The 26,969-nt window shown below is 60.9% G+C and carries 29 protein-coding genes; 22 read left to right on the top strand and 7 right to left on the bottom strand.

The window, feature by feature from the left end; all coding sequences use genetic code 11:
* Positions 1–43 precede the first annotated feature (43 nt).
* Positions 44–823 (top strand): transglutaminase-like cysteine peptidase, encoded by a 780-nt coding sequence (locus tag BXY39_RS15830; RefSeq protein WP_170163888.1) that lies wholly within the window; start codon positions 44–46, stop codon positions 821–823.
* Between the two features lie 120 nt (positions 824–943).
* Here BXY39_RS15830 and BXY39_RS15825 read toward each other — a convergent pair whose 3' ends face one another.
* The 4 genes from BXY39_RS15825 to BXY39_RS15810 all read right to left on the bottom strand — a co-directional run bounded on the left by BXY39_RS15825 (position 944) and on the right by BXY39_RS15810 (position 4,833).
* Positions 944–1,534: an ActR/PrrA/RegA family redox response regulator transcription factor gene (locus BXY39_RS15825; RefSeq protein ID WP_121939856.1), complete on the bottom strand. Its 591-nt coding sequence runs from the start codon at positions 1,532–1,534 to the stop codon at positions 944–946.
* Between the two features lie 50 nt (positions 1,535–1,584).
* A complete protein-coding gene (locus tag BXY39_RS15820) occupies positions 1,585–2,943 on the bottom strand; it encodes an ActS/PrrB/RegB family redox-sensitive histidine kinase (protein ID WP_211332290.1) in 1,359 nt (452 codons plus the stop codon).
* Between the two features lie 100 nt (positions 2,944–3,043).
* A complete protein-coding gene (locus BXY39_RS15815; protein WP_121939855.1) occupies positions 3,044–4,198 on the bottom strand; it encodes a cobalamin biosynthesis protein in 1,155 nt (384 codons plus the stop codon).
* Between the two features lie 53 nt (positions 4,199–4,251).
* On the bottom strand, positions 4,252–4,833 hold the full coding sequence (locus BXY39_RS15810) for an ankyrin repeat domain-containing protein (RefSeq protein ID WP_170163887.1): 582 nt from the start codon (positions 4,831–4,833) through the stop codon (positions 4,252–4,254).
* A 221-nt stretch (positions 4,834–5,054) separates the two neighbouring features.
* On the opposite strand from BXY39_RS15810, the gene BXY39_RS15805 reads away from it, so the two are divergent.
* The 3 genes from BXY39_RS15805 to BXY39_RS15795 are packed head-to-tail and all read left to right on the top strand — an operon-like array spanning position 5,055 to position 6,825.
* Entirely contained in the window at positions 5,055–5,684 is a 630-nt protein-coding gene (locus BXY39_RS15805) for an SCO family protein (protein ID WP_121939853.1), read from the top strand.
* A gap of 23 nt (positions 5,685–5,707) precedes the next feature.
* Positions 5,708–6,136: a YcgN family cysteine cluster protein gene (locus BXY39_RS15800; RefSeq protein WP_121939852.1), complete on the top strand. Its 429-nt coding sequence runs from the start codon at positions 5,708–5,710 to the stop codon at positions 6,134–6,136.
* On the top strand, positions 6,133–6,825 hold the full coding sequence (locus BXY39_RS15795) for a M48 family metallopeptidase (protein WP_121939851.1): 693 nt from the start codon (positions 6,133–6,135) through the stop codon (positions 6,823–6,825). Before BXY39_RS15800 ends, BXY39_RS15795 begins: the two co-directional genes overlap by 4 nt.
* A gap of 56 nt (positions 6,826–6,881) precedes the next feature.
* On the opposite strand, the gene BXY39_RS15790 is transcribed toward BXY39_RS15795, so the two are convergent.
* Positions 6,882–8,828, bottom strand: coding sequence for a transglycosylase domain-containing protein (locus BXY39_RS15790; RefSeq protein WP_121939850.1), 1,947 nt, complete (start codon positions 8,826–8,828; stop codon positions 6,882–6,884).
* Between the two features lie 225 nt (positions 8,829–9,053).
* Here BXY39_RS15790 and BXY39_RS15785 point away from each other — a divergent pair, with 225 nt between their 5' ends.
* Both BXY39_RS15785 and BXY39_RS15780 read left to right on the top strand, forming a co-directional pair.
* Positions 9,054–9,611, top strand: coding sequence for a TetR/AcrR family transcriptional regulator (locus tag BXY39_RS15785; protein WP_121939849.1), 558 nt, complete (start codon positions 9,054–9,056; stop codon positions 9,609–9,611).
* 100 nt (positions 9,612–9,711) lie between these two features.
* On the top strand, positions 9,712–10,266 hold the full coding sequence (locus BXY39_RS15780) for a NifU family protein (RefSeq protein WP_121939848.1): 555 nt from the start codon (positions 9,712–9,714) through the stop codon (positions 10,264–10,266).
* Between the two features lie 60 nt (positions 10,267–10,326).
* Here the strand turns inward: BXY39_RS15780 and BXY39_RS15775 are convergent, their stop codons facing one another.
* Positions 10,327–11,388: a polysaccharide deacetylase family protein gene (locus BXY39_RS15775; protein WP_121939847.1), complete on the bottom strand. Its 1,062-nt coding sequence runs from the start codon at positions 11,386–11,388 to the stop codon at positions 10,327–10,329.
* 406 nt (positions 11,389–11,794) lie between these two features.
* Here BXY39_RS15775 and BXY39_RS15770 point away from each other — a divergent pair, with 406 nt between their 5' ends.
* Genes BXY39_RS15770 through BXY39_RS15760 form a run of 3 tightly spaced genes read left to right on the top strand, consistent with a single transcriptional unit; the run spans position 11,795 to position 13,612 of the window.
* Positions 11,795–12,385, top strand: coding sequence for a malonic semialdehyde reductase (locus BXY39_RS15770; protein ID WP_121939846.1), 591 nt, complete (start codon positions 11,795–11,797; stop codon positions 12,383–12,385).
* A 22-nt stretch (positions 12,386–12,407) separates the two neighbouring features.
* Entirely contained in the window at positions 12,408–13,079 is a 672-nt protein-coding gene (gene tsaB / locus BXY39_RS15765) for a tRNA (adenosine(37)-N6)-threonylcarbamoyltransferase complex dimerization subunit type 1 TsaB (RefSeq protein ID WP_121939845.1), read from the top strand.
* Positions 13,076–13,612: a GNAT family N-acetyltransferase gene (locus BXY39_RS15760; RefSeq protein ID WP_170163886.1), complete on the top strand. Its 537-nt coding sequence runs from the start codon at positions 13,076–13,078 to the stop codon at positions 13,610–13,612. The genes tsaB and BXY39_RS15760 overlap by 4 nt, the downstream gene beginning before the upstream one ends.
* 28 nt (positions 13,613–13,640) lie before the next feature.
* On the opposite strand, the gene BXY39_RS15755 is transcribed toward BXY39_RS15760, so the two are convergent.
* On the bottom strand, positions 13,641–13,928 hold the full coding sequence (locus tag BXY39_RS15755; RefSeq protein WP_121939843.1) for a sulfurtransferase TusA family protein: 288 nt from the start codon (positions 13,926–13,928) through the stop codon (positions 13,641–13,643).
* A 158-nt stretch (positions 13,929–14,086) separates the two neighbouring features.
* On the opposite strand from BXY39_RS15755, the gene BXY39_RS15750 reads away from it, so the two are divergent.
* The 13 genes from BXY39_RS15750 to BXY39_RS15690 all read left to right on the top strand — a co-directional run bounded on the left by BXY39_RS15750 (position 14,087) and on the right by BXY39_RS15690 (position 26,933).
* Complete coding sequence (locus BXY39_RS15750; RefSeq protein ID WP_121939842.1) at positions 14,087–14,494, top strand: Ros/MucR family transcriptional regulator; 408 nt, start codon at positions 14,087–14,089, stop codon at positions 14,492–14,494.
* A gap of 392 nt (positions 14,495–14,886) precedes the next feature.
* A complete protein-coding gene (locus BXY39_RS15745; RefSeq protein WP_121939841.1) occupies positions 14,887–15,330 on the top strand; it encodes a Fur family transcriptional regulator in 444 nt (147 codons plus the stop codon).
* 3 nt (positions 15,331–15,333) lie between these two features.
* On the top strand, positions 15,334–16,236 hold the full coding sequence (locus BXY39_RS15740; RefSeq protein WP_121939840.1) for a lysophospholipid acyltransferase family protein: 903 nt from the start codon (positions 15,334–15,336) through the stop codon (positions 16,234–16,236).
* Positions 16,237–16,405: 169 nt separating this feature from the next.
* Positions 16,406–17,824 (top strand): tRNA (N6-isopentenyl adenosine(37)-C2)-methylthiotransferase MiaB, encoded by a 1,419-nt coding sequence (miaB, locus tag BXY39_RS15735; RefSeq protein WP_121939941.1) that lies wholly within the window; start codon positions 16,406–16,408, stop codon positions 17,822–17,824.
* Between the two features lie 182 nt (positions 17,825–18,006).
* Positions 18,007–19,005, top strand: a complete 999-nt coding sequence (locus tag BXY39_RS15730; protein ID WP_121939839.1) for a PhoH family protein — start codon at positions 18,007–18,009, stop codon at positions 19,003–19,005.
* A gap of 6 nt (positions 19,006–19,011) precedes the next feature.
* Positions 19,012–19,647 carry an rRNA maturation RNase YbeY gene (gene ybeY, locus BXY39_RS15725; protein WP_211332289.1) on the top strand — a complete coding sequence of 212 codons (636 nt, stop codon included), beginning with the start codon at positions 19,012–19,014 and terminating at the stop codon, positions 19,645–19,647.
* Positions 19,644–20,621, top strand: a complete 978-nt coding sequence (locus BXY39_RS15720) for a hemolysin family protein (RefSeq protein WP_121939838.1) — start codon at positions 19,644–19,646, stop codon at positions 20,619–20,621. The genes ybeY and BXY39_RS15720 overlap by 4 nt, the downstream gene beginning before the upstream one ends.
* Positions 20,618–22,243 carry an apolipoprotein N-acyltransferase gene (gene lnt / locus BXY39_RS15715; protein WP_121939837.1) on the top strand — a complete coding sequence of 542 codons (1,626 nt, stop codon included), beginning with the start codon at positions 20,618–20,620 and terminating at the stop codon, positions 22,241–22,243. The genes BXY39_RS15720 and lnt overlap by 4 nt, the downstream gene beginning before the upstream one ends.
* A gap of 148 nt (positions 22,244–22,391) precedes the next feature.
* Entirely contained in the window at positions 22,392–22,745 is a 354-nt protein-coding gene (locus tag BXY39_RS15710) for a helix-turn-helix domain-containing protein (protein WP_245999303.1), read from the top strand.
* A gap of 138 nt (positions 22,746–22,883) precedes the next feature.
* Complete coding sequence (gene trmB, locus BXY39_RS15705; RefSeq protein WP_121939835.1) at positions 22,884–23,699, top strand: tRNA (guanine(46)-N(7))-methyltransferase TrmB; 816 nt, start codon at positions 22,884–22,886, stop codon at positions 23,697–23,699.
* Between the two features lie 148 nt (positions 23,700–23,847).
* Positions 23,848–24,396: a ribosome maturation factor RimP gene (gene rimP, locus BXY39_RS15700; protein WP_121939834.1), complete on the top strand. Its 549-nt coding sequence runs from the start codon at positions 23,848–23,850 to the stop codon at positions 24,394–24,396.
* Between the two features lie 194 nt (positions 24,397–24,590).
* Positions 24,591–26,246 (top strand): transcription termination factor NusA, encoded by a 1,656-nt coding sequence (gene nusA, locus BXY39_RS15695; RefSeq protein ID WP_121939833.1) that lies wholly within the window; start codon positions 24,591–24,593, stop codon positions 26,244–26,246.
* A 24-nt stretch (positions 26,247–26,270) separates the two neighbouring features.
* A complete protein-coding gene (locus BXY39_RS15690; protein WP_121939832.1) occupies positions 26,271–26,933 on the top strand; it encodes a DUF448 domain-containing protein in 663 nt (220 codons plus the stop codon).
* The last annotated feature ends 36 nt before the right edge of the window (positions 26,934–26,969 follow it).

Below are 26,969 nucleotides of genomic sequence, written 5' to 3'. Positions count from 1 at the left end.
GGGGCAGGGTTTGCATGGGCTCAGGGATTTTGGAAAACGGTTTATGAAACACGCCGGACGGCATCGCACAGGTATGAACGGGGTTTCGCGGCGGCGCCTGCTGTCCGTTGCGGCCGGCGGCATCGCCTGTATGGCCCTGCCGTCTGTCCGCCTGCCCGCAGCGCAGGAAAACAGGCGCGGACAGAGGAAGAAGAAAGGCGCGGACGGTCTGTTCGGCAGCCGTGAGATCATGTCCAGCGATATGAGCAAGTTCGCCAAATGGGCCGATTTGTGGCGGCGGAACACCCTGCCCCGGACCGAAACCGTGGCGCCCGCCCGCCTGGCAAGACCGGGACGCTCCGCCTTCGGCCGGGACTGCACCCCGCAGGAACGGCTGAGTTGCGCCCGCGCCGAATGGGATGCCCTGATCGAAAGCCAGGCGGGCACGCCGCCGCTGGATATCCTGCGCGCGGTCAACCGGTATATGAACCGGTCGCCCTATATCGTCGATCCGGTGAACTGGGGCATGCCGGATTACTGGGCGACGCCGGATGAATTTTTCCTGCGGGACGGGGACTGCGAGGATTATGCCATCAGCAAATATGTGACCCTGAAACGCATCGGTTTTGCCCCGGACAGCATGCGGCTGGTCATCCTTCAGGATGAGAATCTGAAGGCGGCCCACGCCATTTTATCCATTGAGCTGGACGGCGAGATTTACATTCTCGACAATCAGGTGGATGCGGTTCTGCCCCACGGGCGGATCCTGCATTACAGGCCGGTGTACTCTATCAATGAAAGCCACTGGTGGCTGCACCAGGTCCGCCGTTTCAGCCGGTTTTGACATTGTTCACGGCTGCGGTCCTGGCGCAGGGCCGGGGCCGGGCCGTGCGTCGTACAGGACAGGCGGGTATCGTGCCCCGATGACGCCGCAGCGTGCAAAGCCTTGATGCTTGGCCGGTTTCTAGTGCGGTGACCGTTTGGCCAGAATGCGCTGCAGGGTGCGCCGGTGCATGTTCAGACGCCGGGCCGTCTCCGAGACATTGCGGTCACACATTTCGTATACGCGCTGGATATGCTCCCATTTGACGCGGTCGGCGGACATGGGGTTGTCGGGCGGCGGCGGGCTTGCCCCTTCCGGGGTCAGCAGTACGGCGGCGATTTCATCCGCATCGGCCGGCTTTGCCAGATAATCCACTGCGCCGGCCTTCACGGCGGAGACGGCGCTGGCGATATTGCCGTATCCGGTCAGGATGACGATCCGCATGTCCTCGCGCACCTGGCGCAGGGTCGGCACCAGATCAAGACCGTTGCCGTCGCCAAGGCGCATGTCAACAATGGCGAAACGGGGCTTGTGCATGGCGGAAAGATGGCCGGCCTGTTCCAGGCTTTCCGCTTCCACCACCTGAAACCCCCGGCGTTCCAGAGTGACGCGCAGACGTTGCCGGAAGGCGCGATCATCCTCGACGATCAGCAATGTGCTGTCGTCCGCCTCCAGTGCGATTGCGCCGGCGCCTCCTTCATCGTGTGGCTGATTGTCGATGTTATCGTTCATCCTGTTTGCCCCGAATATTTTTGCCCCAAGGGTTTTATGATGCCGCGACCCTAGCGCGCTGCGTCCGGTGTGCGCGGCAAAAGCCCGCGTGGCCAGCGGATGCGCACCCTGGCACCGCCCGTCGGCGCCCGCCCGAAGCGGATGTCGGCGCCCGTCCGCTCAAGAAGCGTTTTGGCGATAAACAGGCCGAGCCCGAGACCGCCGTCCCGTCCGGCGGACGGCTGGCGCGTGGTCACATAGGGTTCGCCCAAGTGTCTTTCCACATGGGGGTCGAAGCCGGGTCCGTCATCGTCAACGGCGACGCTGACATAGGCATCATCCCACGCCAGATGAATATCTACAGCGTCCCTGGCGTATCCTACAGCATTTTCTACGATGTTTCGGATGGCGTGGATCGCTTCCGGGGTGCGGTTCAGTACCGGCTGCAATCCGGCCGAGGCATGATAGCGGATCGGGACCTTGCGGTCCTCGTGCGGGGCGGCGGCCTCGCGCACAAGGGCTTCCAAACGGCTGTCGGCAAAGGGATGTTCGGGGCCGGCCTGCCGGTGTTCGCCCAGCCGGGCCAGAATGGCGCGGCAGCGGTCCGTTTCATCCGCGATCAGCTCCAGATCGGTGATCAGGTCGGCGGGTGCGTCTTTTTGCCGCCTGGTTTCCGCCAGTCTTTCGCGGACCGCCAGCAGAATGGTGCCGAGCGGTGTGCCCAGTTCATGGGCGGCGGCCGCCGCCAGGCCGCCCAGTGCGGCAAGGCGTTGCTCCCGTTCCAGCGCGATCTGCGTGGCCGCCAGCGCGCGGGCGCGGGCGCGCCCCTCCCGTCCGACACGGGCCATGTACAGGGCCAGAAAGGCCAGCGTGAATGTCAGGGCCGCCCACAGTCCCGCCAGATACAGCGGGCTGAAGTCCGGTGGTGGGCCCTGCCAGGGCAGACTGAATGGCGTGAAGGCAAGCGCGCTGACCGACAGAACCGATATCAGGATCAGAAAATAGGTGCTGCGCCGGCCCAGGATGGAGGCAGAAACGCATGTGGGGGCCAGCATCAGAACGGAAAAGGGGTTGGCGAGCCCACCGGTGAGGAACAGCAGACTGGCCAGATGCACCAGATCAAAGGCTAGCTGTATGGTGGCCTGTCTGTCCGTCAGCCTGAGATTGGCGTTCCGCGTCAGTGCCAGCCACAGGTTCAAGGCTGCCGACACCATGACGACAGGCAGGGTGATACCGGGCCGCACTTCAAATCCGAACAGAATTTCCACCAGAAGCAGACAGCCGGCCTGTCCGGCGACCGCCATCCAGCGGATGGCGACCAGGGTGCCCAGCCGGACGCCGCCGGCCTCGCCGGTGAAGGACGGCATGTCCAGGCTGTGCCGCGCGGCTATCGGTGGAGCCGTGTCACCTGCCCCGTTGTCGGTTTCCATGACTTTCTCCATCGTTTGCCAGGGTGTGGCTGTGCCTGTTCGGATGACAAAACAGCGCGCCGGCAATCCGGTCACGGTTCATCGCTTGCCGTGTTGCCGGTCATGGGGTCAACAGTGCGGCCATGGCAGCGACAAGCGCAAGCAAAGCCAGAAGATTGGCGGTGAAGGCCACCGCGATCGCCCGCCTTATGTCGGCCGCTGTCAGACGGGCGCGCGCGGTCTCGTCGCCGATCCAGTTGTCCAGACCCTTCGCCGCGCTGTCGGAGCCGGCCCCTGTTGCGATCTGAAAGGACAGGCCGAGGCCGTATGCCATCACCGTCAAGGGCAGACGGCGGCTGTACAGGCAGGCATGGTCGGGGCGGTATCCCGACGTCCGCGCCGTGACGGCGGTGCCAAACGCCCGGACCGCCCTTGCCGCGGATGTGCCGGGTATGAAAAGCAGGGCCAGGATCAGAAAGGCCGAGCCGACCAGGCTGCCAATCATGCCGATGCTCTCCTGAAGGATAACGGCCGGCATAAAATAGGGGCTGTCCGGGCGGGCAAGGCCGGTGGGCACCGCAATGGCGACCTGCATCGCCGCAAGACGATAGGCCAGAAGCAGGGCAAACCCGCCGAGGGCGAACAACAGTGCATTTGTGATGAGGCCGTCTGAAAATCTCAGGGCCATACGCTCCACCGTCAGGCGGCCGGTATGAAACGGGTCGCGGCGCTGGGCGTCCGCGATCCCTCCGTTTTGGGGCAGGTCCGGCCGGGGATAGGCGGTTTGCGCCCGGTTGTTTGTCATATTGACGGCCTGGGCGATGTCATTCGCCAGGTCCCAGCTGGCTCTTTGCCCGAAACACAGGATGGCGATCATCAGGGCCAGGGCGCCGCCGGCCAGGCCGACCGTCGGTCCCAAGAGGACTTCGTCAAGCAGTGACCCGACCCAGTAGGCGGCCGGTATAAAGATCACAAGCAGCAGCAGCCCGCGCACAAAGCGGGTGACAGGGGATCGCTCCGCGCGGTTCAGTCTGCCCGACAGCCAATGAAGGGCGCCGTAAAACAGACTGTCCGGGCTGGTAATGCGGTTGACCAGCTTGCGATTGCACAGCAGCGCGTCCACCAGGACGGCGAGAACGATCAGGCCCAGACGGATGGAAAGCGGCGTCTCCGACACCGTCAGGGAGGTCGCCAGGAAGGTGACGGGGACATCGCCGGCAAGGTCCGGTGACGCGCCGGCCAGCGACAGCATGGGAAAAAACCAGGGCACCGCCATGCTATGCCGTGCCCTGATGACGGCCGTCTTCGCGGCGGACTGAAGGCCCGCCCCTAATAGGTCGCCCCCGCCTCTTCCAGCAGGCGCTGTACCCGCCGGTTCCGGTTCAGTCGGGCATATTCCAGGGCGGTTTTTCCGGTCAAATCCTGAACATTGGGGTCGGCGCCGGCATCCAGAAGGGCCCTGACCGCGCTGAATTTGCGGGCGCGCACCGCCTTGATCAGGGCGGTTTCCAGGCCCACATCGGCCTTGTTCAGGTCCGCCCCCTTGGTGACCAGAAGGTTGATCATCTCGACGTCGCCGGCGATGGCCCGCAGCATCAGGGCCGTCGTCCCCCGTTCCGGGTCGGCGACATTCGGGCTGGCACGATATTCGAGCAATTTCTCCACCATGGCCATGTTGCCCTTTTCGGCGGCGATGATCAGGGCGGGCTTGCCGCTCGACCTTTGCCGCGTATTGGCGGAAACGCCCTTGGACAGAAGATCCGTCACCTTCTGCAGGTCTTCATTGTCGATGGCCTGAAGCAGATCGAATTGCGGCGACTGGGCGGACGCCGGTCCCGTCATCGCCAGCGGCAGGCCCGAGATGCCGACTAGAATGAAAAGGCCGAAAAGAAAACGATAAAAGACGCTCATGATCCGTTCCCAGAAACTCCGTTTTTCCGCGACATTTTGCCAGCCCCCGGATGGTGGCCGAGCTTGCCGGGTGCGTTTATATAAGGTCCCGGTATTTGTTACGGTAGCCTTGTATATTTGTATAATGGCGGCCATATCACAAGGCCGTTACGCCAGCCGTGCCTCTTCGGCGTGGAAACGTCAAGGGGTGTGCGCATGTGCCGCCGTCATGGAGAATGAAAATGCGTGCTGTTCGAGTGATCGCCTGGGCTCTTGTCGTGGTTGTGGCCGTCGGTCTGGTGGCGATCCGCTTTTTTTCGGACGCGCCACAGCCGGGCGGTGTGACGACGGACGGCGGGGATGACATCAGTGTGGCGAACGGCCCCGGCGGTCCGTTTGAACTGACGGCGCACACCGGCGAAAGGATGCGGGACGTTGATTTTCGCGGGCGCTACATGCTGATTTTTTTCGGCTATTCCCTGTGCCCCGACATCTGTCCGATCGAGATGGAAAAAATCACCGCCACGCTTAACCTGCTGGAAGAGGAAGGACTGGACACAACACCGGTGCAGCCCCTGTTCATCACCCTTGATCCGGCGCGCGACACGCCGGAAATGCTGGCCGATTTTGTCGGCCAGTATCATCCGCGCCTGATCGGGCTGACCGGAAGCGAGGCGGACGTCGATGCCGTGGTCAAGGCCTACCGCGTGTACCGCGAAGTTGTCGAAGACCCCAGCTATGACGGCTATCTGATCAATCATTTATGGGTCGATTTCCTGATGGGGCCGGACGGCTCGTTCGAGCGTGTCTTCACATCGAAGGATACGCCCGCCTCGATGGCGGACGTCCTGAGACCGCTTCTGGCGTCCTGAGCCGTTTATCCGGAACCGGGCCGATGGCTTTCTGGCGGGAAAAATCACTTTCCGAAATGACGGAAGCGGAATGGGAATCCCTGTGCGACGGATGCGGGAAATGCTGTTTGCACAAGCTGGAAGACGCCGACACGGGTGCGGTTCATTATACCAATGTGGCCTGCCGCATGCTGGACCTGGACCGCGTCCGCTGCCGCCGGTATGCCGAGAGACGCCGCTATGTGGCGACCTGTGTCCGCCTCAGCCCCGACCTTGAGGAGACCATGCGCTGGATGCCCGGCACCTGTGCTTACCGCCTGCTGGCCGAAGGCAGGGACCTGCCGGAGTGGCACCCGCTTGTCAGCGGGGATCCGGACAGCGTGCACACGGCCGGAATCAGCGTGCGGGGCAGGGTGGTGGACGAGCGCGATGCCGGCGATCTGGAAGACCATATCGTGGACTGGCCGGCATGACGGTCGCGCTGCTGCAGATGGACGGTATGGCTGTCCGTTTCCGCCGTCACGCCCAGGCCCGCCGTCTGGTTCTCAGATACGATCCGGCCAGCGATGAATTCCGCGTCAGTCTGCCGGCAGGGGTCAGCGCCCGTACGGCGGAACGCTTCGTACGCGACCACAGGGACTGGATGCTGAACGAACGGGCGCGTCATCCGCACCCGCTCGGCCCCGGCGACATGTTGCCGTATCTGGGGATCGGGCGCCGGATCGCCTATACGGACATATCTCCCCGTACCATCCGGCTGGAAGAAGACTGTCTGACTGTCGGCGGCCCCGCCGATCAGGCGCCGGCCCGCCTGCAGCGCTGGCTGAGGGCATCGGCGCGGGCGCACATTGCGCCGATTGCGCGCGGATATGGCGACAGGCTGAATGTGGCGCCGTCGCGAATCAGCATCGGCGACATGCGGACCCGCTGGGGCAGTTGTTCCAGCAGGGGCACCCTGCGTTTCAACTGGCGTATCATGCTCGCCCCGCCCCCGGTGGTCCGGTATCTGGTGGCGCATGAAGTGGCGCACCTTCTGGAACTGAACCATTCCCCCCGGTTCTGGGCGCATGTGGCGCGCCTGTGCGCCGAGTGGCGCCAGCACCGGTCCTGGCTGACACATCACGGCGGTGCGCTGATGGCGGTCCGCCTAGCCGCGGTGTGACCCGCAGGCGGTTACCCGCACCGACCGCCATATGGCATATGACAGGTGGCCTGGTATCAGGGCAGGGTGCCGGCGGTGGCACGGCCGCGTCTATCCTGTCCGCGTGCGCCGGCCTCGAACAGCTCCGCGTCGATCAGGAGGGGACGGGGCGGCAGGCCCTGATGCGCCGCTGTCATGAAGCGGCCCCAGATGCGGGCGGGCAGACTGCCGCCTGTGACCCCCTTCATGGCAGTGCTGTCGTCATTGCCCACCCATACGGCGGCTGTCAGATCGCTGGTGAAGCCGACGAAAACGGCATCGCGGCTATCTTGTGACGTGCCTGATTTTCCGGCGGCGGGGCGGCCTATTTTTGCCTGTTTGCCCGACCCCCAGCCAATGACCGCTGTGAGCATTTCGGCCATGTCGCGCGCCAGAGGGCGGGCCAGAACGGTGATGGGACGTCGTGGCGGCAAACGGTACAGCACTTCGCCGGACAGCGTCGTGATCTCGACAATGCCGTAAGGGTCGGCGGCATGGCCGCCATTGGCGACGGTCGCATAGGCGCTGGTCAGGTCGATCAGGCGTACTTCCTCCGTCCCCAGGGGCAGGCTGGCCAGCGGTTCCACCGGTGTTGAGATGCCGAGACGTTTCGCCATGGCGGCCACCCGCTTGCGGCCGGTCTCCTCCGCCACCTTGACCGCGATGGTGTTGATGGAACGGGCAAAGGCTTCGCGCACCGTCATTTCGCCGTCGAAACGTCCTGTGTAATTCTTGGGGCTCCATGTGCCCACACGGATAGGTTCGTCGCGGTAGACATCGCTCGGACGGACCCCCATTTCCATGGCCGCAAGATAGGAAAACAGCTTGAAGGCGGATCCGGGCTGGCGCTGTGCCTGGACCGCGCGATTGAACTGGCTGCTGCCGTAATGCCGCCCGCCCACCATGGCCCGCACCGCGCCGTCATGGTCCGTCGCGACAAGGGCGCCCTGGTTTGCGTTATGGGTTTTGCCTTCATCGGCAAGGCTGCTTTCAAGGGCATGGGCCGCCTTCAGTTGGGTGTCCGGGTCCAGCGTGGTGTATATGATCATCGATTGGCCCATGGCCCGTTTGCCCAGAAGCCGCATGGATTCCGTTTCGATCCAGTCGGTGAAATAGCGGACATGCACCCCTGCCCGGTCCGGTATGATCGCGGGCGGCTTGTCCGAAATCGCCGCCGCCGCCTTCAGGCTCAGGACGCCGCCATCGACCATGGCGCTCAGCACCACGCGCGCGCGCTCCCAGGCGCCTTCCGGATTGATATGGGGGGCCAGCCGTGACGGTGCCTTGACCAGACCGGCCAGCAGCGCGGCCTCGCCAATGGTCAGACGGCGCGCGCTGTGACCGAAATATTTGCGCGCGGCCGCATCGATACCGTAGGCGCCCCCACCGAAATAAACCCGGTTCAGATACAGGGTCAGGATCTGATCCTTGCGGAATTTCTGCTCCAGCCAGAAGGCCAGCAGCAATTCCTGTGCTTTGCGCCGGATGGTGCGGTCGCTGGTCAAAAACAGATTTTTGGCAAGCTGCTGGGTGATTGTCGACCCGCCGGACAGAACGCGCCCTTCTCTGATGTTGGTGAAAGCCGCGCGGGCCAGCCCTTTGCCGTCCACACCACCATGTTCAAAAAAACTGCGGTCTTCCACGGCCAGAAAGGCGCGGATAAGCGTGTCCGGCATGGCCTCGAAGTCAATCCAGTCTCCGTAAATGGGGCCACTGCGGACCAGTGTGGAGCCATCGGCGGCTTTGATCAGAATGGCACGTTCGCCTGTGCCGGGCGGCGCCAGATTGCCGAGATCGGGCAGATCGTGGGCCAGGTAGGCAAGCCCGACAACACCGGCGAACGCACCCCAAACCCCAACCACCGCCAGCCCGTACATAAGCCGGGCCAGAACCCCCTTGTCACGGCGCCTGGACGGTACGGCCGGGCCGGTTTTCGGGGCCTTGGCCGGAGCGGATGTTTTTTTTGTACGTCGGTTTGCGGCCATGTCCCGGAAACTGTTTTTGGAAACGATTTTGGCAAGGATAGCGTCAAGTGATGCGCAAACCCTTAACCGGTATGTGTATCCGCTAAGGGTTTTGCGCGGCAAATATGGCAATGCCAAGGCCCACGGCAAGGCCGGACCCTGACCGGCGCGGTGTTTTCAGGCTGACACGATCGCTGTGGCGGGTTATTATAACCAACCGATCGATTGGTTATTTGGGAGAAAGCGATGCCGCGTGTCGCGCGCCTGAGCCGGGCGGACCTGACGCAGGCCTTTCACGATGTTTTTTCCGCACGGGGATATGACGGGGCCAGTCTGTCCGCACTGGCCGAGGCCGCCGGCCTGAGGAAGGCGACATTGTATCATCACTTCCCCGGCGGCAAAAAGACGATGGCCCGGCAGGTTCTGGCCCATGCCGGCGGACGGCTGCGCACGCTTGTTCTTGCGCCCTTGCATGGAGAGGAAGATGCCGGCGCGCGGCTGCGCAACAGCCTCGACGGGACGGCGCTGTATTATGGCGGCCATGTGCCGGTCTGCCTGATGAATGCCCTCATGTTCGGGGAGGGGGCCTTTCTGTTCGGTCCCCAGATTCGCACGGCTGTGGCAGTCTGGCGGCAGGGGCTGGCCGCCGCCCTGGCCGAGACCCGTTTCGCCGCCGGTGACGCGCAGGATGAGGCCCGTGCCGCCCTGGATCATATACAGGGTGCCCTGGTGCGCTGCCGCCTTGAAGGCGGCCGTGGCCCGCTTGAGCAGGCCCTGGATATGTTGCGTCATCGCTGGTCATAGCCGCCGGCAGTCCAAAAATTCGGGATTTGTTTCGCCTGTTACGCTTGACCTTGCGGCGGGAATGCCCCAAATGACGGGAAGAAACCGGAAGGATTTGGTCATGTTTATTGAAACCGAGACAACCCCGAACCCCGAAACGCTGAAATTCCTACCCGGGCAGGTGGTGATGGCGAGCGGATCGGCCCATTTCTCCGGCCCGGACGGGGCGGAGGATTCGCCGTTGGCGCAGGCCCTGTTCGGTGTAGAGGGCGTCGCGGGCGTGTTTCTGGGCAGCGACTATGTGTCCGTCTCCAAGGCATCCGACGCCGACTGGACCGGCCTGAAGCCTGAAATCCTGGCGGCCCTGATGGCCTTTTTCGCATCAGGTGCCCCTGTCATAACCGCTGAAGTCGAGGACGAGGTCGCGGTTGAAGAAGACGAGGCCGACGCCGACATCATCGAGCAGATCAAGGTTCTTCTGGATGAAAAAGTGCGGCCTGCCGTGGCGCAGGATGGCGGTGATATCGTTTACCGTGGTTTCAGGGAAGGCATTGTCTATCTGCAGATGCAGGGCGCCTGTTCCGGCTGCCCCAGTTCGACGATGACGTTGAAACACGGTATCGAGAATTTGCTGAAATATTATGTGCCGGAGGTGGTGGACGTCCGTCCCGTTTAAGCCTTCTCCCGGTCCTTCATGCCTGACCGATTGGCGGAAGCCCGCGAGTGTGAGCCCCGATCAGTCAAGGATGCCGCCGGGTACATAGAACATCTTGCCGTACCAGTACCAGCGTCCGTCGGGCGAGCGCAGGGTGCAGTTCAGCCGGTTGCGGCCTGCCGGAAAGGGCCTGTCAAAGCGCACCTCGACCCGCCGGCCCAGCTGGACAAGATCCGCCGCCCTGCCCAGATGGCTTGGATAACACGCCAGCCCGGCAAGATTTCCGGCTTCGACTTCAACGGTGAACCCTATGGCCGGAGGATTGCCTTTGACGTCCAGCACAGGGTTGCGTGGAACCTGGTCGCTGACCGGCAGCGGCAATGTCTGGCTGATGAGACGGAAGCGGTCTGACGTTCCGTACCGTTCGTTCAAAGCGAACCGTGGCAGGGAAAACAGAGACATGTCGAAGCCGACGGGTGCGGAATACTGGGCAAAAGCGGCTTCATATCCCAGTGTGGCGATTTCCGCCGCGAGCGTTTCATCATATTCGCCGTAAGGATAGGCAAACAGTTTTGCCGGGGCGCCCACTTCCTCTTCCAGGCGTCTGTTGCCGCGCTGAATATCGGCAATGGCGTCCGCCGTGGGCACGGACAGCATATGCAGATGGCCGGCGCCGTGATTTGCAATGGTGACCCCCTCGTCACGCAGGCGCCTGATATCATCCCAACGCATGTAATTGGATGACCCGGAATCCACCGCATCGGCCGCAACGAACAGGGTCATGGGCATGCCGGCCGCTTTGAGCCGTGGCCAGGCTTCGGTCATGACGGAGGCGTATGCATCGTCAACAGTGATGGCGACGGACCGTTCCGGCAGATCCGTCCGGGTGCGGATACGGCGTATCACCTCATGCAGTGGCATGACGTGATATCCGCCCCGGCGCAATTGCTCCAGATGGGCGTCAAACTGTTCAAGTCTGATATTGGTGGACGGATAGGTATCTTCACCGAATCGGTGATACATCAGGATCACGGCGGACTGGTCCGCCATGACCGAGGCCGGTGTGAACGCCGCCAGAAGTGCGGTTGCAAGGGCAATGGTCCGGACAAGACGGCGGATGGTGCGGGGGCGGTATTTTTGCATGCGGGCAGTGTGGCGTGGCGCCCGGTTTCTGACAAGGGGCTCTCTTACCTAAAAGAGCGCCCTGATATATCGGTGCCTGATGTATCGGTGAAGCGGGGGGCAAAAGACGGGGCCTGTTCTGCATCTGCCGGGTGCGGTGCGGTCTGGCCGGGGTCTATGGGCTGTGTCCTCGCCCCGTCAGGAAATCATGAAAGCCGGGGGCTATCCGGAAAGGCCGCTGGGTCGGCGGCGGCGATGCCGACGTTTGCCACATCCCGCATGCGTTGTCCGCTGGTCAAGCGTCCCAGGCTCGATTAAAAGATGGGCACATCCGCATACTCTGGGATCTTAGTTGAGGGCCTTCTGGGATCTTAGTTCAGGGTCTTAAAGCAAAGTCGAAATCTTAAGATATTCAAGGAGCGATGAAATGGGCCAAGCGCTTGATGATGCAAGTCTGGATCAGCTTTTCCGGACTGCCCGGTCGATCAATGTCTGGACGGACCGTGCCGTGGGCGAAGATAAGATCCGTGCCCTTTATGATTTGATGAAAATGGGGCCGACCAGCGCCAACTGTTCACCGGCACGGCTGATTTTCATTATGAGCGATGAGGCCAAAAACCGCCTGAAGCCGCATCTCATGGCGGGAAATGTCGCCAAGGTCATGGGCGCACCGGCAACGGCTATTATCGGGTATGACAGGGATTTTGCTTCTCGTCTGGGCGAATTGTTTCCCCATGATCCGGATGCGCCGAACTGGTTCGCGGACCCTGCCGTCGCCGAGGATACCGCATTCCGCAACGGGACCCTGCAGGGGGCGTATCTGATGCTGGCGGCGCGCAGCCTCGGCCTTGACTGTGGCCCGATGTCCGGTTTTGACAGGGATGGTGTCGACAGGGAGTTCTTCGCCGGCACCAATATCAGATCAAACTTCCTCTGTGCCCTGGGGCATGGCTCCGATGAACGGATTTTTCCGCGCAGTCCCCGGTTGGACTTTGACGACGCGGCGACCGTGCTTTGATTTTAGGCTACGGCCCTGAAACATGTCCTTTCTCGCCATAGACACCTGTGAGGCAACCTGTTCGGCGGCCATCCTTGCCGAGGACGGGGCTGTGCGTGCCACCCGCAGCGACACCATCGGCCGGGGACATGCGGAGCATCTGCTGCCGATGATCGACAGCCTTCACCGGGACGCCTGCACCGCTTATGCCGATGTATCCCGCATTGCCGTGACAACGGGGCCGGGCAGCTTTACCGGGGTCCGGGTGGGGCTTTCCGTGGCACGCGGCCTCGCGCTGGCCCTGTCGGTACCCTGTATCGGGGTCATGAGCCTGCCGGTTCTGGCGGTTCAGGCGGCCATTGCCGGCGGCGCCGAGGGTCGCGTTCATGCCGTTGTGGCAGGACGCGGCGGCCAGGTTTTCCATCAGGCTTTCGATGTGCTGCCGTCCATGGTTCTGCCCCGCGCCAGAACCGAGGCGGCATGTCTGGACGGGTCGGTCGCGCGTGCGCTGATCGCCCGTCATGGCGGACTGGTTTGCGGCAGCGGTGCTGAGATTCTGGGGTTTGATGCGGTGGTATCGACGCTTGATCCGGTTCTTCTTGGCCGCCTGGCCGCGGATTTGGACCCCGTTGTCCAGAGGCCGGAGCCCGCATATTTGCGCCCGGCCGATGCCGCCAGGGCCAAGCCACCCCTGCCGGTGACGGTGGAATCGTGACAGGCCCGAGACAGCGGCCTTCTGCCATATCCCGGCCGGTGGAGGACAGCGACACTGTTCTGACATGCCAGCGGGCGGAAGGGACCGACGCCTCCGTTATCCTGGCAAGACTGCACCATGATATTTTCGCATGCGAGGACGGCGAACACGCCTGGTCCGAGGATTCCTTTGCCGTCTTTTTCGAACAGCCGGGGCGATATGCCTCCATTCTCAGCGCGGCCGGAACGCCGGCCGGGCTTGCGCTTGTCCAATGGGGCTGTGATCAGGCCGATCTTGTGACATTCGGTATCCTGCCGCGTTACCGCAGGAAGGGACTGGCGCGCTATTTCATTGCGAATATTGCAGACGATCTAGTGTCAGCCGGGGTAAAAACGCTTTTTCTGGAAACCCGTAGTAACAACCATGCAGCCTGCCGGCTGTATATGTCAGCCGGTTTCCAAATGATCGGACGACGGAAAGACTATTATAAGCTTCAAAACGGGAAGCGTGAAGATGCGCTGCAATTTTCCCTGTGCTTGAACAGTCTCACATAAAGACAGACATTATATTATAATGTTTGGTTTAGTTCTTTACTTGTATTAGCAATTCGATTAGGTCTACCGAAGCCGTCAGAGCGGTCGGGGATGTGGAAAGATCCCAAGTCTCATCCGTCGGTGCAGATACAAGGCGTCGTGCCAGGATGACATGTCCAAGCGCGGCGACGGAACGTTCAAAAGGGGCATTGCCCGGCGTTGCTTCATAAAGAATCTTTGCCGTGCTTTCAGTATTCAGACCGTCCAGAAAGAGACGGGTTTTGACAAAGGCCATCGGGCATATGGCACCGCGCAGATCGAGATAGGAGTATGACATTCAATATTCCTCAGCCGGAGAGTGGACGGCCCATCAGGGTAGAGAGTGTCTGAGGTAGGTTGCGGTCTTGTGGTGTGCCTAGAGGCAAATGCTACTCACTTTATGAAAAAGACGAGGAGTTACGGTTCAGCGACTGCTGATAATGCCGGACATAAGATATGGAAGACAAAAGTAACAAAGTGCAAGAACTGTTGACGCTGACAGCAGATATCGTGTCATCGCATGTGGCGAACAATACGGTTGCCGTTGGTGATCTGCCTACATTGATTGAGCAGGTTTTCAAGACGCTTAACGGTCTTGATGGTGAGGAACCTGTCAAGGAAGAGCGGCCGAAGCCGGCCGTTCCGATTCGCCGTTCAGTGACGCCTGATTTTATCATCTGCCTAGAGGATGGCAAAAAACTGAAGATGCTGAAGCGGCACTTGAAAACACGGTATGACATGACACCCGACGAGTATCGCGAACGTTGGGGTCTGCCGGCTGATTATCCGATGGTTGCGCCCAATTATGCCAAGCAGAGACGCGATCTGGCGAAGAAAATCGGTCTGGGGCGCGGCAAGCGTTGAAAAACGTTTCCCGGACAATGGTCGTACCGTTTGTGACCGATTCAAAAGATAAAGACCTGCATGGTGCCGTACCCTGCAGGCTTCCCTGAGCGGACGGCGCAGCATTTTCGCCGTGAGCCCTTTTGTCTTGCCATGACTTTGGCCTGCCCGTTTCGCCGCTGGTGCAGCCCTTTCTCTTGATGGGCCTTCTCCAAACAGTCTGTTCGTGAAAACCGCAGGACCACATGCGGGGTTTGCCGGGATCAATATCCATCCGGCTTGCCCTTTAGGTCATGCCTGTGCGATGGTCCGTAGCCGTGTCGGTGATACCGGCAAGTTCATAAACAGTTAGTGTGCCGGGATGTACGCGAAGGCGTGCAGAAACCCCGCAAATCAAGAGTTTTGGTGAGGACATGCCGAACAGCAATCCCGATATTGAAGCGCTGTGCCTGGAAAAAGGTATGCGCATGACGGATCAGCGTCGCGTGATCGCGCGCGTTCTGACAGACGCGACCGATCATCCCGATGTTGAAGAGGTTTATCGCCGGTCAACACAGGTCGATGCAGGGATCAGTATCGCCACCGTATACAGAACCGTGCGGCTTTTTGAGGAAGCCGGTATTCTGGAACGGCACGATTTTCGCGACGGGCGGTCGCGCTATGAACCCGTGACGGATGAGCATCACGATCACCTGATCAATCTGGAAACCGGTGAGGTGCTCGAATTCCACAACCCGGAAATCGAGCGCCTTCAGGAAATCATTGCCAGCGAGCTGGGTTTCAGACTGGTCGATCATCGTATGGAGCTGTATGGCGTTCCCCTGAAAAGGCGTGGTGACGATAAGGGCGATCACTAGACCATGAGCGACGCGGCCACCCAGTCTGTCGAGGCCGCTGTCGCGGATGAGCCGGGAAACCCTGACAGCACGGTGGAATACGGTGGGCTTCATGGCAGTCTGCGCCATGAAACCTGGACCATGCGGTCCCGTACCCGTCTTTTGACAATATTGCTGTCAGCGCTGCCCTTGGCGGCCCTGCAGATTTCCCTTGTCTGGGTGCCACGTGTCTGGTGGACCATTCCGGGGCTGTGGCACAGACTGTCCTGTCGCATTCTTGGCGTACAGGTCACGGAACACGGCAAGAGGGTACGCAACAAGGGCGTCCTGTATGTGGCCAACCATATTTCCTGGCTGGATATCCTTGTGTTGGGCGCGGTGCTGAAAAGGTCCAGTTTCGTCGCCAAGGCCGAAATATCGGAATGGGGTGTGCTGGGCCTTCTGGCAAAGATGCAGCGGACGGTTTTCGTGAACCGTGAACGGCGTCTGGACAGCGCCCGTCAGCGGGATGCCCTCCATGACCGGCTGACCGGCGGCGACAGCCTGATCATGTTTCCGGAAGGGACGTCCACTGACGGTATGCGTGTCGGCCGTTTCAAATCGGCCCTGTTTTCCGTGGCGGAAAGGGAAGAGGCGCTGAGCGGCAAGCCCCTGACCATTCAGCCCATTACCCTTGCCTTTACGGAGGTGAACGGCATGCCCTGGCTCAGGGCGCTGAAACCGTGGGCGGCATGGCTCGGCGATGTGGAACTGGTGTCCCATGTCGGGCACCTTCTTTCCAAGGCACGTTTGCGGGTGACCATTGAATATCACCCGCCGGTCAGTCTGGGCGATTTTGAAGACCGCAAAGCCCTGGCGCGTTACTGCGAAAACCGGATTCGCCTTGGTCTTGAGCGCGCCAACAAGGGTACATGGCTGCATCCGTAATGCATGTTCCCCGTGACAGGTACACTTGACAGGCGGATCGCCGGTGATAGGCTCCGCCCGCCTTTGCAGACGGCGGATGTCGCCCGGTGTGGCCGCTAGGGGCGATGCGCGCGTTTGCCCCATGATCCGACCCGTGCCGACCGGCGGTGCCTGAAGGAGTTTTGTGACCGTGTCGAAGAAACTGTTCATCAAGACATATGGATGTCAGATGAATGTCTATGATTCCAATCGTATGGCCGATGTGCTGAAGCCGCACGGGTATGACGCCGTGGACAGTCCCGAAAGCGCCGACCTGGTCATTCTCAACACGTGTCATATTCGTGAGAAGGCGGCTGAGAAAGTCTATTCCGAGGTGGGGCGCCTGCGCCAGCTGAAAGACGCGCGCAAAACCGATACCGGAGAAGATATGACCATCGCCATCGCCGGATGCGTCGGTCAGGCCGAAGGGCCGGAGATGATGCGCCGCGCGCCCGCGATCGATCTGGTTCTGGGGCCGCAAACCTATCACCGTCTTCCCGATATGCTGCGCGAAGTCGATGACCGCCGGCTGAAAGGTCAGCGCCCGCGTGTGCTCGACACGGATTTTCCGGTGGAAAGCAAATTTGACTTCTTGCCGGAAGAGCAGGGCCCGCAGGGCCCCGCCGCGTTTCTGACCGTGCAGGAAGGATGCGATAAATTCTGCACATTCTGTGTCGTGCCCTATACGCGCGGTGCCGAATTCAGCCGCCCTGTCAGGGATATCCTGACGGAAGCACGGCGCCTGTCCGCGGCAGGCGTGCGCGATATCACCCTTTTGGGGCAGAATGTGAATGCCTACCACGGCGATGACCTGAATGGCGGCACCGCCAGCCTTGGCAGCCTGATCCGCCGTTTGGGCGACATCGACGGCATAGCGCGTATCCGCTATACCACCTCGCACCCGCGCGACATGGATGCCGAGTTGATCGCCGCCCACAGGGATGTGCCGCAATGCATGCCCTATCTCCATTTGCCGGTGCAAAGCGGATCGGACCGGATACTCGATGCCATGAACCGCCGCCATACGGCTGATCTGTACCGGCGTATCATCGACGATTTGCGGGCGGCACGCCCCGATATTGCCCTGTCATCGGATTTCATTGTCGGCTTTCCCGGTGAAACGGATGCCGATTTTGAAGATACGATGCGGCTTGTGCGGGATGTCGCTTATGCGCAGGCGTACAGTTTCAAATACAGCCCCCGTCCCGGCACCCCCGCGGCCGATATGGAAGTCCAGGTGGATGAGACGGTCAAGACAGAACGCCTTGCCGCCCTCCAGGCCTTGCTGAATACACAGCAAAAAGCCTTCAATGACGCTTCTGTCGGCCGGGTGTTCGATGTTTTGTTCGAACGCAGGGGCAAGCGTGCCCGACAGCTTGTCGGCCGCAGTCCCTATTTGCAGGCTGTTCATGTGGATGTCACGAGAGGCGATTACACGCTGGACGGCATGGGCGCGAGTCCATACACTGAAAACAGTGACAACGGTCTGATGGGCACACTGGTGCCGGTCCGTATTACCTCGGCCGGTCCAAACAGCCTTGAAGGCGAACTGACGGGTCTTCCGTCTTAATCGCGGTCGTGGCTCTGTGCAGCGCAGGACATGATGCGGCGGGCGGTTGCGGACCCCTGAGCCCGCAGGAGCAGAAAATCCTTTGACCGAACGAGCCAAGGCCAGCCCTGTTATTGTGTTGCCGGAACCGACGGCAGTGATCTCCGCAAGCCACCATTTCCTTTACCCGGGTGCCTAGCCGTATGGACGACATGGATCGCCCGAAGAGCCGCCGCCTTGTCCTTGAATTCGAGGACAATCGCGTTCTGGCCACGGTTTTTGGCCAGCATGACCGCAATCTTGCCCGGATCGAGCAAAGTCTTGGCGTGGTTCTGATCAATCGCGGCAACAAGGTGGCCGTTGAAGGCGAGGGCATGCAGGACAGAGCCAGCGCGGTTTTGCGGCATCTGTATGACCTGGCCAAAAAGGGGCACAGCATTTCCATCGGCGAAGTGGACGGCGCCATTCGCCTGTCGGAGAATGGCGCGGATACCATGTCGGCCCCGGAGGCGGCGGCCAGGGGCAAGGGAGCGTCCGGTCCGGCCGGGTTGCGCATTACCACCCGTAACCGCGTCATCCTGCCCCGGTCCAGGGGGCAGGCTGATTATATCCGCCAACTGACGGACCATGAGATGGTTTTTGCCATCGGCCCCGCCGGCACGGGCAAGACCTATCTTGCGGTCGCCATGGCCGTGTCCCGTATGATGGCGGGTGAGATTGACAGGATCGTGCTGTCGCGCCCCGCTGTCGAGGCAGGGGAGAATCTGGGTTTTCTGCCCGGTGATCTGAAGGAAAAGGTCGACCCCTATCTGAGGCCGCTTTATGACGCGCTGTATGACATGTTGCCGCCGGAACAGGTGGAGCGCAGGCTGGCCAGCAATCAGATTGAAATCGCGCCACTGGCCTATATGCGCGGGCGGACGCTGGCGCATGCCTTTGTCATTCTCGATGAGGCACAGAATACGACCCCGATGCAGATGAAGATGTTTTTGACCCGTTTCGGAGAAAACAGCCGCATGGCAATCTGCGGTGATCCGAGCCAGGTGGACCTGCCCCGCGGCACTAAGTCGGGTCTGAGCCATGCGCTTGACATTCTGGAACCTGTGGACGGCATTTCCGTTGCCCGCTTTTCAAGCGAGGATGTGGTCCGTCATCCGCTGGTCGGCCGAATTGTCGATGCTTATGACAAGGCTGACGAGTAACGGATCATGAGCGGCAATTCTGCCTCCTGCCGGCCCGAAGTCTCCCACCCGGCTGCGGTCACTACAAAAACGGATGGGTCTGGCGGTGACGCCGGACCGGCCGTCGACATCACGCTTGCGGATGCAAGCTGGTCCGAACTGGTGCCGTCATACCATATGAAAGTCACCGCGGCTGTCCTTGCGGCGCTTGTCGCGGCGCCCGAGGTGTCGTCTGAGGGAGTATCCGGGGGAATCTCCGGGGAGATGCCCGCCCTCGAGGTGTCTGTTCGTCTGACGGACGATGCAGAGGTGCGGGTGTTGAACAGAACGTATCGCGGCAAGGACAAGGCGACAAATATCCTTTCCTTTCCGTCCTGCGCCGCCGATGACCTTCCGGTTGCCGTGGACCATGCGGCCAAGGGGGGACCGCCTGTGCTTATGGGCGATCTTGTGCTGGCCAGCGGGGTCTTGGCGCGCGAAGCCGAAGCCATGGGGAAAACCCCGGAGGATCATCTGGGTCATCTGGTGGTACACGGTGTGCTGCATCTTCTGGGATATGATCATATGGACGATGTGGAAGCGGAGCGGATGGAAGCGCTTGAGGTCCGTGTTCTGGGCACTCTCGGCATTGGCAATCCGTATGAAGGGAGCCGGATGGCATGAGCCGGGAACAGTACAGACATGAAACCGGCGAGACCGACCCGGCCAGGCTCTCGTCACGGGGTGGTTTCATGGCGTATCTGCGCGAGCTTTTCGGCCGTGGGTCCGTCGCAAGCCTGAAGGACAGTGTGGCCGAGGCGATCGTTGAACATGAAGAGGCCGGCGGCAGCGCCGCCATCAGCGCCGATGAACGCACCATGCTGTTCAATATTCTGGAATATGGCGACCTGCGCGTTGGCGATGTCATGGTACCGAGAGCCGATATCGTCGCCGTTGCCCTGGACACGGGACTGCAGGGCCTTTTGAACCTGATGGCGGATGCCGCGCATTCGCGCCTGCCGGTTTATCGAACCGGTCTGGATGACGTCCTTGGCATGGTCCATGTGAAGGATGTGCTGGCTTTCCTGGCCAAAGGGGCAGCGCCCGGCGATTTTCGTATTGAGCATCTTCAGCGCCCGGTACTTTTTGTCCCGCCGTCGATGAAGGTGATGGATTTGCTGGCACGCATGCGCACCAGCCGTACGCATATGGCAGTTGTCGTGGATGAATATGGGGGCACTGACGGGCTGCTGACGATTGAAGACCTGGTGGAAGAGATCGTCGGTGAGATCGAGGATGAGCATGACGCCGCGGATTCGGATCCGCATTTCGAGGCCCTTGGCAATGGAACCTATGATGCCGATGCGCGCGTCGAGATTGAGGATCTGGAATCCGTTTTGGATGTGGACCTGTTGCCCGAGGACCGCGAAGAAGATGCCGACACCCTCGGCGGCCTTGTCTTTACCCTGGCCGGCAGGGTACCGGAAATCGGCGAGGTTATCGCCCATGACAATGGCTACCGTTTCGAGGTGGTGGATGCCGATCCGCGCCGTATCCACAAGCTGCGCATCCATGAGCCCGAAACCGACCTGCCCATCAGGGGGGCGGTAGAGGGCAGGCGCGCGCGCGCTGACGCAAACGGGGAGGACATGGCGTGAGCCCACCGGCGGTCGATCCTGTACAAACGACAAGCCTGGCCTCGCTGATGGACCGCCTTGTCGCCAGAGGCGGTTATGTCATGGTCGGCTTTGCCTTTTTCCTCGGAATCGCCCTGTCCTACAGCTTTGCCCCTTATGATGTCTTTATTCTGATCCTGCTCGGCGTGCCGGCGATGGTGCTTATGCTGGACCGTGCGACCAGTCCGTCACAGGCCTTTCGCTGGGGATGGTGGCTGGGGTTCGGGTTTTTTCTGGTCGGTCTGAGCTGGGTCGGGGTCGCCTTTACCCAGCAAAGCGCGGTGTCGCCTTATCTGGCCCCGGCGGCCATTGTGTCGCTCGCCGGGCTTCTGGCGTTTTACACCGGGCTTGGGTTTTGGCTGTCGCGTCTTCTGTGGTGCGACAGCCTATGGCGTATCGTGATTTTTGCGGCCATCTGGACCCTTTTCGAGCTGGCGCGGGGGGTCCTTTTCACAGGCTTTCCATGGCATGTTCTCGGCTCTGTCTGGTCCAACTGGTTGCCCATGGCGCAAAATGCCCACTGGCTGACTGTTTACGGTCTTGGATTTGTAACCGTTTTGGGGGCCGGCCTGCTGACGCCGCTTCTGTCGGGGCGGCGGGATTGGCGCGGTCTGACGGCGGCGGTTTGCGCGGTGCTTGTGGCAATTCTCATGACCGGCTATGGCGCCTGGCGCCTGGACAGGACCGAGACGCGTTTTCATCTGGGTATGACCATGCGTCTGGTGCAGGCCAATGTGGCGCAACGGGAAAAATGGATCCCCTATCTGATCGAAGATCATTTCGACAAACATCTGCGTTTGTCGCGCAATGGCGATCCCGATGGCAAGGCAACAGGGGTCAAGCTTCTGATCTGGCCCGAGGCGTCCGTTCAGCGGGAAACATTCGACCGCGAGGGGTCGATTCCACGCTGGCGTATGAGCCGTTTGCTTGAGTTCGGGGCCTTCGCCATCACCGGCGGTCCGCGATATGAGCAGATGCCGGGACAGCTTGACTATTATAACAGTCTGTTCGCGATCAATGCGCGCGGCGATCTCTATGCCCGTTACGATAAACGCCGTCTTGTGCCGTTTGGCGAGTTTCTGCCGTTTGCCGATCTGTTCCATGCCATGGGGGTGCGCCACCTCGCCACCGGGGCGTCTTTTTCATCGGGGCCGCGCCGGGCTGCGACGGTCAGCTTGCCCGGGGTGCCGCCCTTTTCGCCACTGATCTGTTACGAGGCGATTTTCCCCGGCACGGTGGCGGATACCGAAAACCGCCCGGAATGGCTTTTGAATGTGACCAATGACGGATGGTTCGGATTGACAAAAGGGCCGCACCAGCATCTTGCGCTGGCCCGTATGCGGGCCATTGAGGAAGGGCTGCCCATGGTGCGCAGTGCAAGCACCGGGATCAGTGCCGTGATTGATCCCGTGGGTCGCACCGTGACATCCCTTGGACTGGACCGGGCCGGTGTGTTGGAAAGTCCGCTGCCGCAAAGTCTGCCGGCGCCCGCCGTTCAAACGGATACCAAGATTCTTGTAATTGCACTTTTAAGTATTTTAATCATTATACTACCTCTTAAACAATTATTAATGGAAAAAACAATAAATAAAAACAATCAATGATATTTATTTTCTTACCTTAGGGTGCTTTATTATAAAGTGTTGTTTCCAGTCACATTTCATCGTAAGTAAATAGTATAGAAACATAGTTTTTTACTTGGGTGAATGGTGGGGTATGCCAGATCCTATTGATATACATGTGGGGTCGCGGGTGCGATTGCGTCGGACCCTGATGGGATTGTCGCAACAATCTCTGGGCCAGGCTCTCAGTCTGACCTTTCAACAGATCCAGAAATATGAACGGGGTACGAACCGTATCGGTGCCGGGCGTCTGATGCGTATTGCCAGTGCACTGGATGTCCACCCGTCCTATTTTTTCGACGATATGCCGGAAGAGATTGCGGGCAAGGGGGCAGGCCGGAATCACGGCGCTGTGCCGGATCTCAATTACGCCCGCCGTGAAACACTCGAACTGGTGCGTGTTTTTTCCCGTATCGACAGTAACGACGTGCGCGGCCAGTTGCTCGCTCTGATGCGCGTCCTCGGGGCTGTGGATACGAACTGACGGTCTTCCGGGGCATCCCTTGCGCCTTGTCGGTCAGGGGCGGGACCCGTTCCTGGCGCACCATACCATCTTTCGTCCCATGCATTTCCGGTCAATGATTGGCTTTGTGGCGACCGTTCTTTGGGCTATAGGGGCGGCATGAACGGTTCAGACCATATCGCGGTCGGCGGAAAACCGGTTGCGGCCCCGCCGGGCGAGCGGGACGGACACAAGGATCCGGCCCGGCGCTTTTTCGGGCGCCGCAAGGGGCCTTCCCTGTCCGCCCGCCAGCAGAGCCTGCTTGCCGGGGTGGGGAGACGTATCGGCATCGGCGTGTCATCCGGTGAATATCCCGGCGCCCTCGAGCCGCGCGATCTGTTTGCCGGTCTTGAGGGTGGCGCGGACATCTGGTTCGAAATCGGTTTCGGCAAGGGAGAGCATCTGGCCTGGCAGGCGGCGCGGAATCCCGATGTCGGTCTGATCGGCTGCGAACCGTATCTGAACGGATATGTCGGCCTTCTGGACAAGATACAGGATAAGGGGCTTGGCAATGTCCGGGCCTATGCGGATGACGCACGGCATCTGTTGTGGCGGTTTCCGGATGCGTGTCTTGCCCGTGTTTTTCTTTTGCATCCCGACCCATGGCCCAAAAATCGCCATGCCGCGCGGCGTTTTGTCAGGCCGGACAATCTTGATCTGCTGGCCCGGGTCATGGCGGACGGGGCCGAGCTTCGCATCGGTACGGATCATCCTGTCTATCGTCGGTGGACGTCGGTACACATGGCGGCGCATCCCGATTTCGAATGGCTGGCCGAGGGCCCCGACGACTGGCGCACGCGCCCCGTGGACTGGCCCGAGACACGATATGAGGTAAAGGCGCTTGAGGGCGGGGCAACCTATTTCCGTTACAGGCGTCGCTGCCGCAGGTGTGCGGCGGCGACCGCGACCCCTGCGAACATGGCGAAAACCATATGATTTCAGCCTTGCGGACCGCAGTGCAAAGGAGTATATAGGCTCCGCGTTCTCCTAATTATTGGTGGCTTGATTGGGGAGTGGGTCTTGGCCCGCTTTTTTTGTTGCTGCCTCTGTCAGGCTGTGGGGAGCGGATGTGCGGAATGGTTGAATGAGTGACGTTGCGACACGGATAACGGACTTGATCGGGCCGAGTGTTGAAGGACTTGGCTTTGAGTTGGTGCGCGTGACCTATGGCGGCGGCCGGCGTCCGACCTTGCAGGTTATGGCCGAACGTCCCGATGGCACGATGAATGTCGATGACTGTGCTAGATTGTCACGGGAGTTGTCCGTCCTGCTGGATGTGGAAGATCCGATTGACGGCGAATATATGCTGGAGGTCAGTTCCCCCGGTATCGACCGCCCCCTGACCCGCCGCAAGGATTTCGAGCGCTGGGCCGGTTTTCAGGCGAAAGTCGAGCTGCGCGAACAGATCGACGGACGGCGGCGTTTCCGTGGCAGGATCGTCTCGCTCGCAGACGATGATTTGACACTGGAGACCGAAGAGGGCGAGGCGGTTTTGCCTTATGCGGACGTGATAAAGGCCAAGCTGGTCTTGACCGACGATCTGGTGGCTGTCGCGCAGGCACAGGAGGGGCGTCCGCTGAATGCTGGCGCCGTATCCGGGGGGCAGCGGTCCGGTGAGAATAGCGAGGCATGAGTGCAAAGGCGCACTCCGAAATGGCCCGGCATGGATTGACGGGCCTGGGATGATGAGGTTTCCGGGGCGGGTCTGTCTGATTTTCGCCTTGGAAGAATGGTAAGAAAAGCCTGCCACAAGGGTGAATGGTCAGGTGAATCGACGGATACGGAACGGGTGCTATCGGCCTGTTCCGCGAATAACGGAGTGAAAATATGGCTGCTGTCAGTGCAAACCGTTTGGAGCTGCTGCAGATCGCTGAACTGGTCGCGCGCGAAAAGGCAATCGATAAAGATATCGTTCTTGAGGCGATGGAAGACGCGATCCAGAAAGCGGCACGGTCCCGTTATGGCGCCGAAAACGAAATCCGTGCGCAGATTGACCGAACGACCGGGGATATCCGTTTGTTCCGTGTTTTGCATGTGGTCGAAGATGTCGAAGACCCGGCAACGGAAATCAGCCTTGCCGATGCGCGGCATGACAAGCCCGATGCCGTGATCGACGATTATCTTGCGGCGCCCCTGCCGCCGATGGACTTCGGACGCATTGCCGCCCAGACCGCCAAACAGGTGATTGTGCAGAAGGTGCGCGATGCCGAGCGCGAGCGCCAGTATGAAGAATACAAGGATCGCCTGGGCGAAGTCGTGACCGGACTGGTCAAGCGTGTCGAATACGGCAATGTGATCGTTGATCTTGGCCGGGCGGAATCGATCATGCGTCGCGATCAGGTCATCCCGCGCGAGCATATCCGCCAGAATGAGCGTATTCGCGGCTATATCTACGATGTGCGCCGTGAAAACCGGGGGCCGCAGATTTTCATGTCGCGGACCAAGCCTGAATATATGGCGGCCCTGTTCGCGCAGGAAGTGCCGGAAATATACGACGGTATTATCGAAATCCGTGCCGTGGCGCGTGATCCCGGCAGCCGGGCCAAGATTGCCGTAATTTCGAATGACCCCTCGATTGACCCGGTCGGGGCCTGTGTCGGAATGCGGGGCAGCCGCGTTCAGGCGGTCGTCAATGAATTGCAGGGCGAGAAAATCGACATCATCCCCTGGTCGCCGGATGTGGCCGGTTTTATTGTTAACGCCCTTCAGCCCGCAGAAGTCACCAAGGTTGTTCTGGACGAGGAACGCAGTCGGGTCGAGGTCGTGGTGCCGGACGACCAGCTTTCTCTCGCCATTGGTCGCCGGGGCCAGAATGTAAGGCTGGCGTCCCAGCTGACCGGCTGGACCATCGATATCATGACCGAGGCCGAGGAGTCCGAGCGCCGTCAGGAAGAGTTCATGGCCCAGTCGAGACGCTTCATGGAGGCGTTGGATGTGGATGACACGCTGGCGCACCTTCTGGTGGCCGAAGGCTTCTCCGAAGTCGAGGAAGTGGCCTATGTCGAACCTGATGAGCTGCTGACGGTGGAGGGATTTGACGAGGATCTTGTCGCCGAGTTGCAGCGCCGGGCCGGCGACTATCTGGAGGCGGAAGCCCGCGCGGCCGATGACAAGCGCCGCGATCTCGGCGTTGCCGACGAACTGGCCGACATCGAGGGGCTGACACCGCAGATGCTGGTGTCTCTCGGGGAGGCGGAAGTCAAAACACTTGAAGATTTTGCCGGGCTTGCCGCCGATGAACTGACCAGCAGCGATGACGGTATTCTGAAGCGATATGGGCTTGCCGAAAGTGATGCCAGCGACATGATCATGTCCGTGCGTGTCGCCCTTGGCTGGATCGCGCCTGAGGATATATACAGTGCGGCCGATGGTGAGGACGGTGAAGCCGCGCAGGATGACGCCGATGAGTCCGATGCTTCTGGGGCCGCTGCGTCCGCTGATGCCGGACCGGTAAGCGTGGAAGAGCAGGCCCCTGGGGCCTGACACATAGGTGGTGGACGCGAATCCATGGATGACGCAACCAGGGCGCCGCATCGGCGCTGCGTGCTGACAGGCTGCACGGCCCCGGTTGAAACGCTTGTCCGGTTGGTGATGGGGCCAGACGGCAGTCTTGTGCCCGATATTGCGGCAAAACTGCCGGGGCGCGGCGCCTGGGTTTGTGCGGACGGCCCTTTGATCGCGGCAGGCGTGCGGGATGGAAAGCTTGCGAAAGCGGTTTCCCGGTCTTTGAAGACCGCTGTGCGGGCAGACCGTGTTCCGGTCGATTTGCGCGACCGGATAGAAGAGTTGCTGGAGCGGCGGCTGCTTGACCGCCTTGGCCTGATCAAGCGGTCCGGCGACCTGGTGACGGGTTTTGACAAGATCGTCGCCCATGTCGGCGCGTCTGAACGCAAGCCGTCCCTGGGGCGGCCCCGTTTGTGGCTGACCGCTGCGGACGGTTCCGATGACGGGCGGCGTAAACTGTCCGCCGCCCTGAAAGGGCTGGCCCCTGTGACCTTTTTCGACCGGGCGGCTTTAAGCGCCGCGCTCGGCCGTGACAATGTGGTGCATGTGCTGTTGCTCGCAGGAGGCGGCACGGAGAGATTTATCGCCGATCTGGCCAGGTGGAACGGTATACGCCGCAAGACGCCACCGGCAGCGGATCAGGGACCGGATGGTGCGGGAATGTGATATGGCGCTGCCGCAGGCATTGTATTGCGGCCCCAA

Source organism: Eilatimonas milleporae (assembly GCF_003688555.1).
In the GTDB taxonomy this organism is placed as follows: Bacteria; Pseudomonadota; Alphaproteobacteria; order Sphingomonadales; family Kordiimonadaceae; genus Eilatimonas; species Eilatimonas milleporae.
This window is presented reverse-complemented; position numbering and strand designations above follow the sequence as displayed.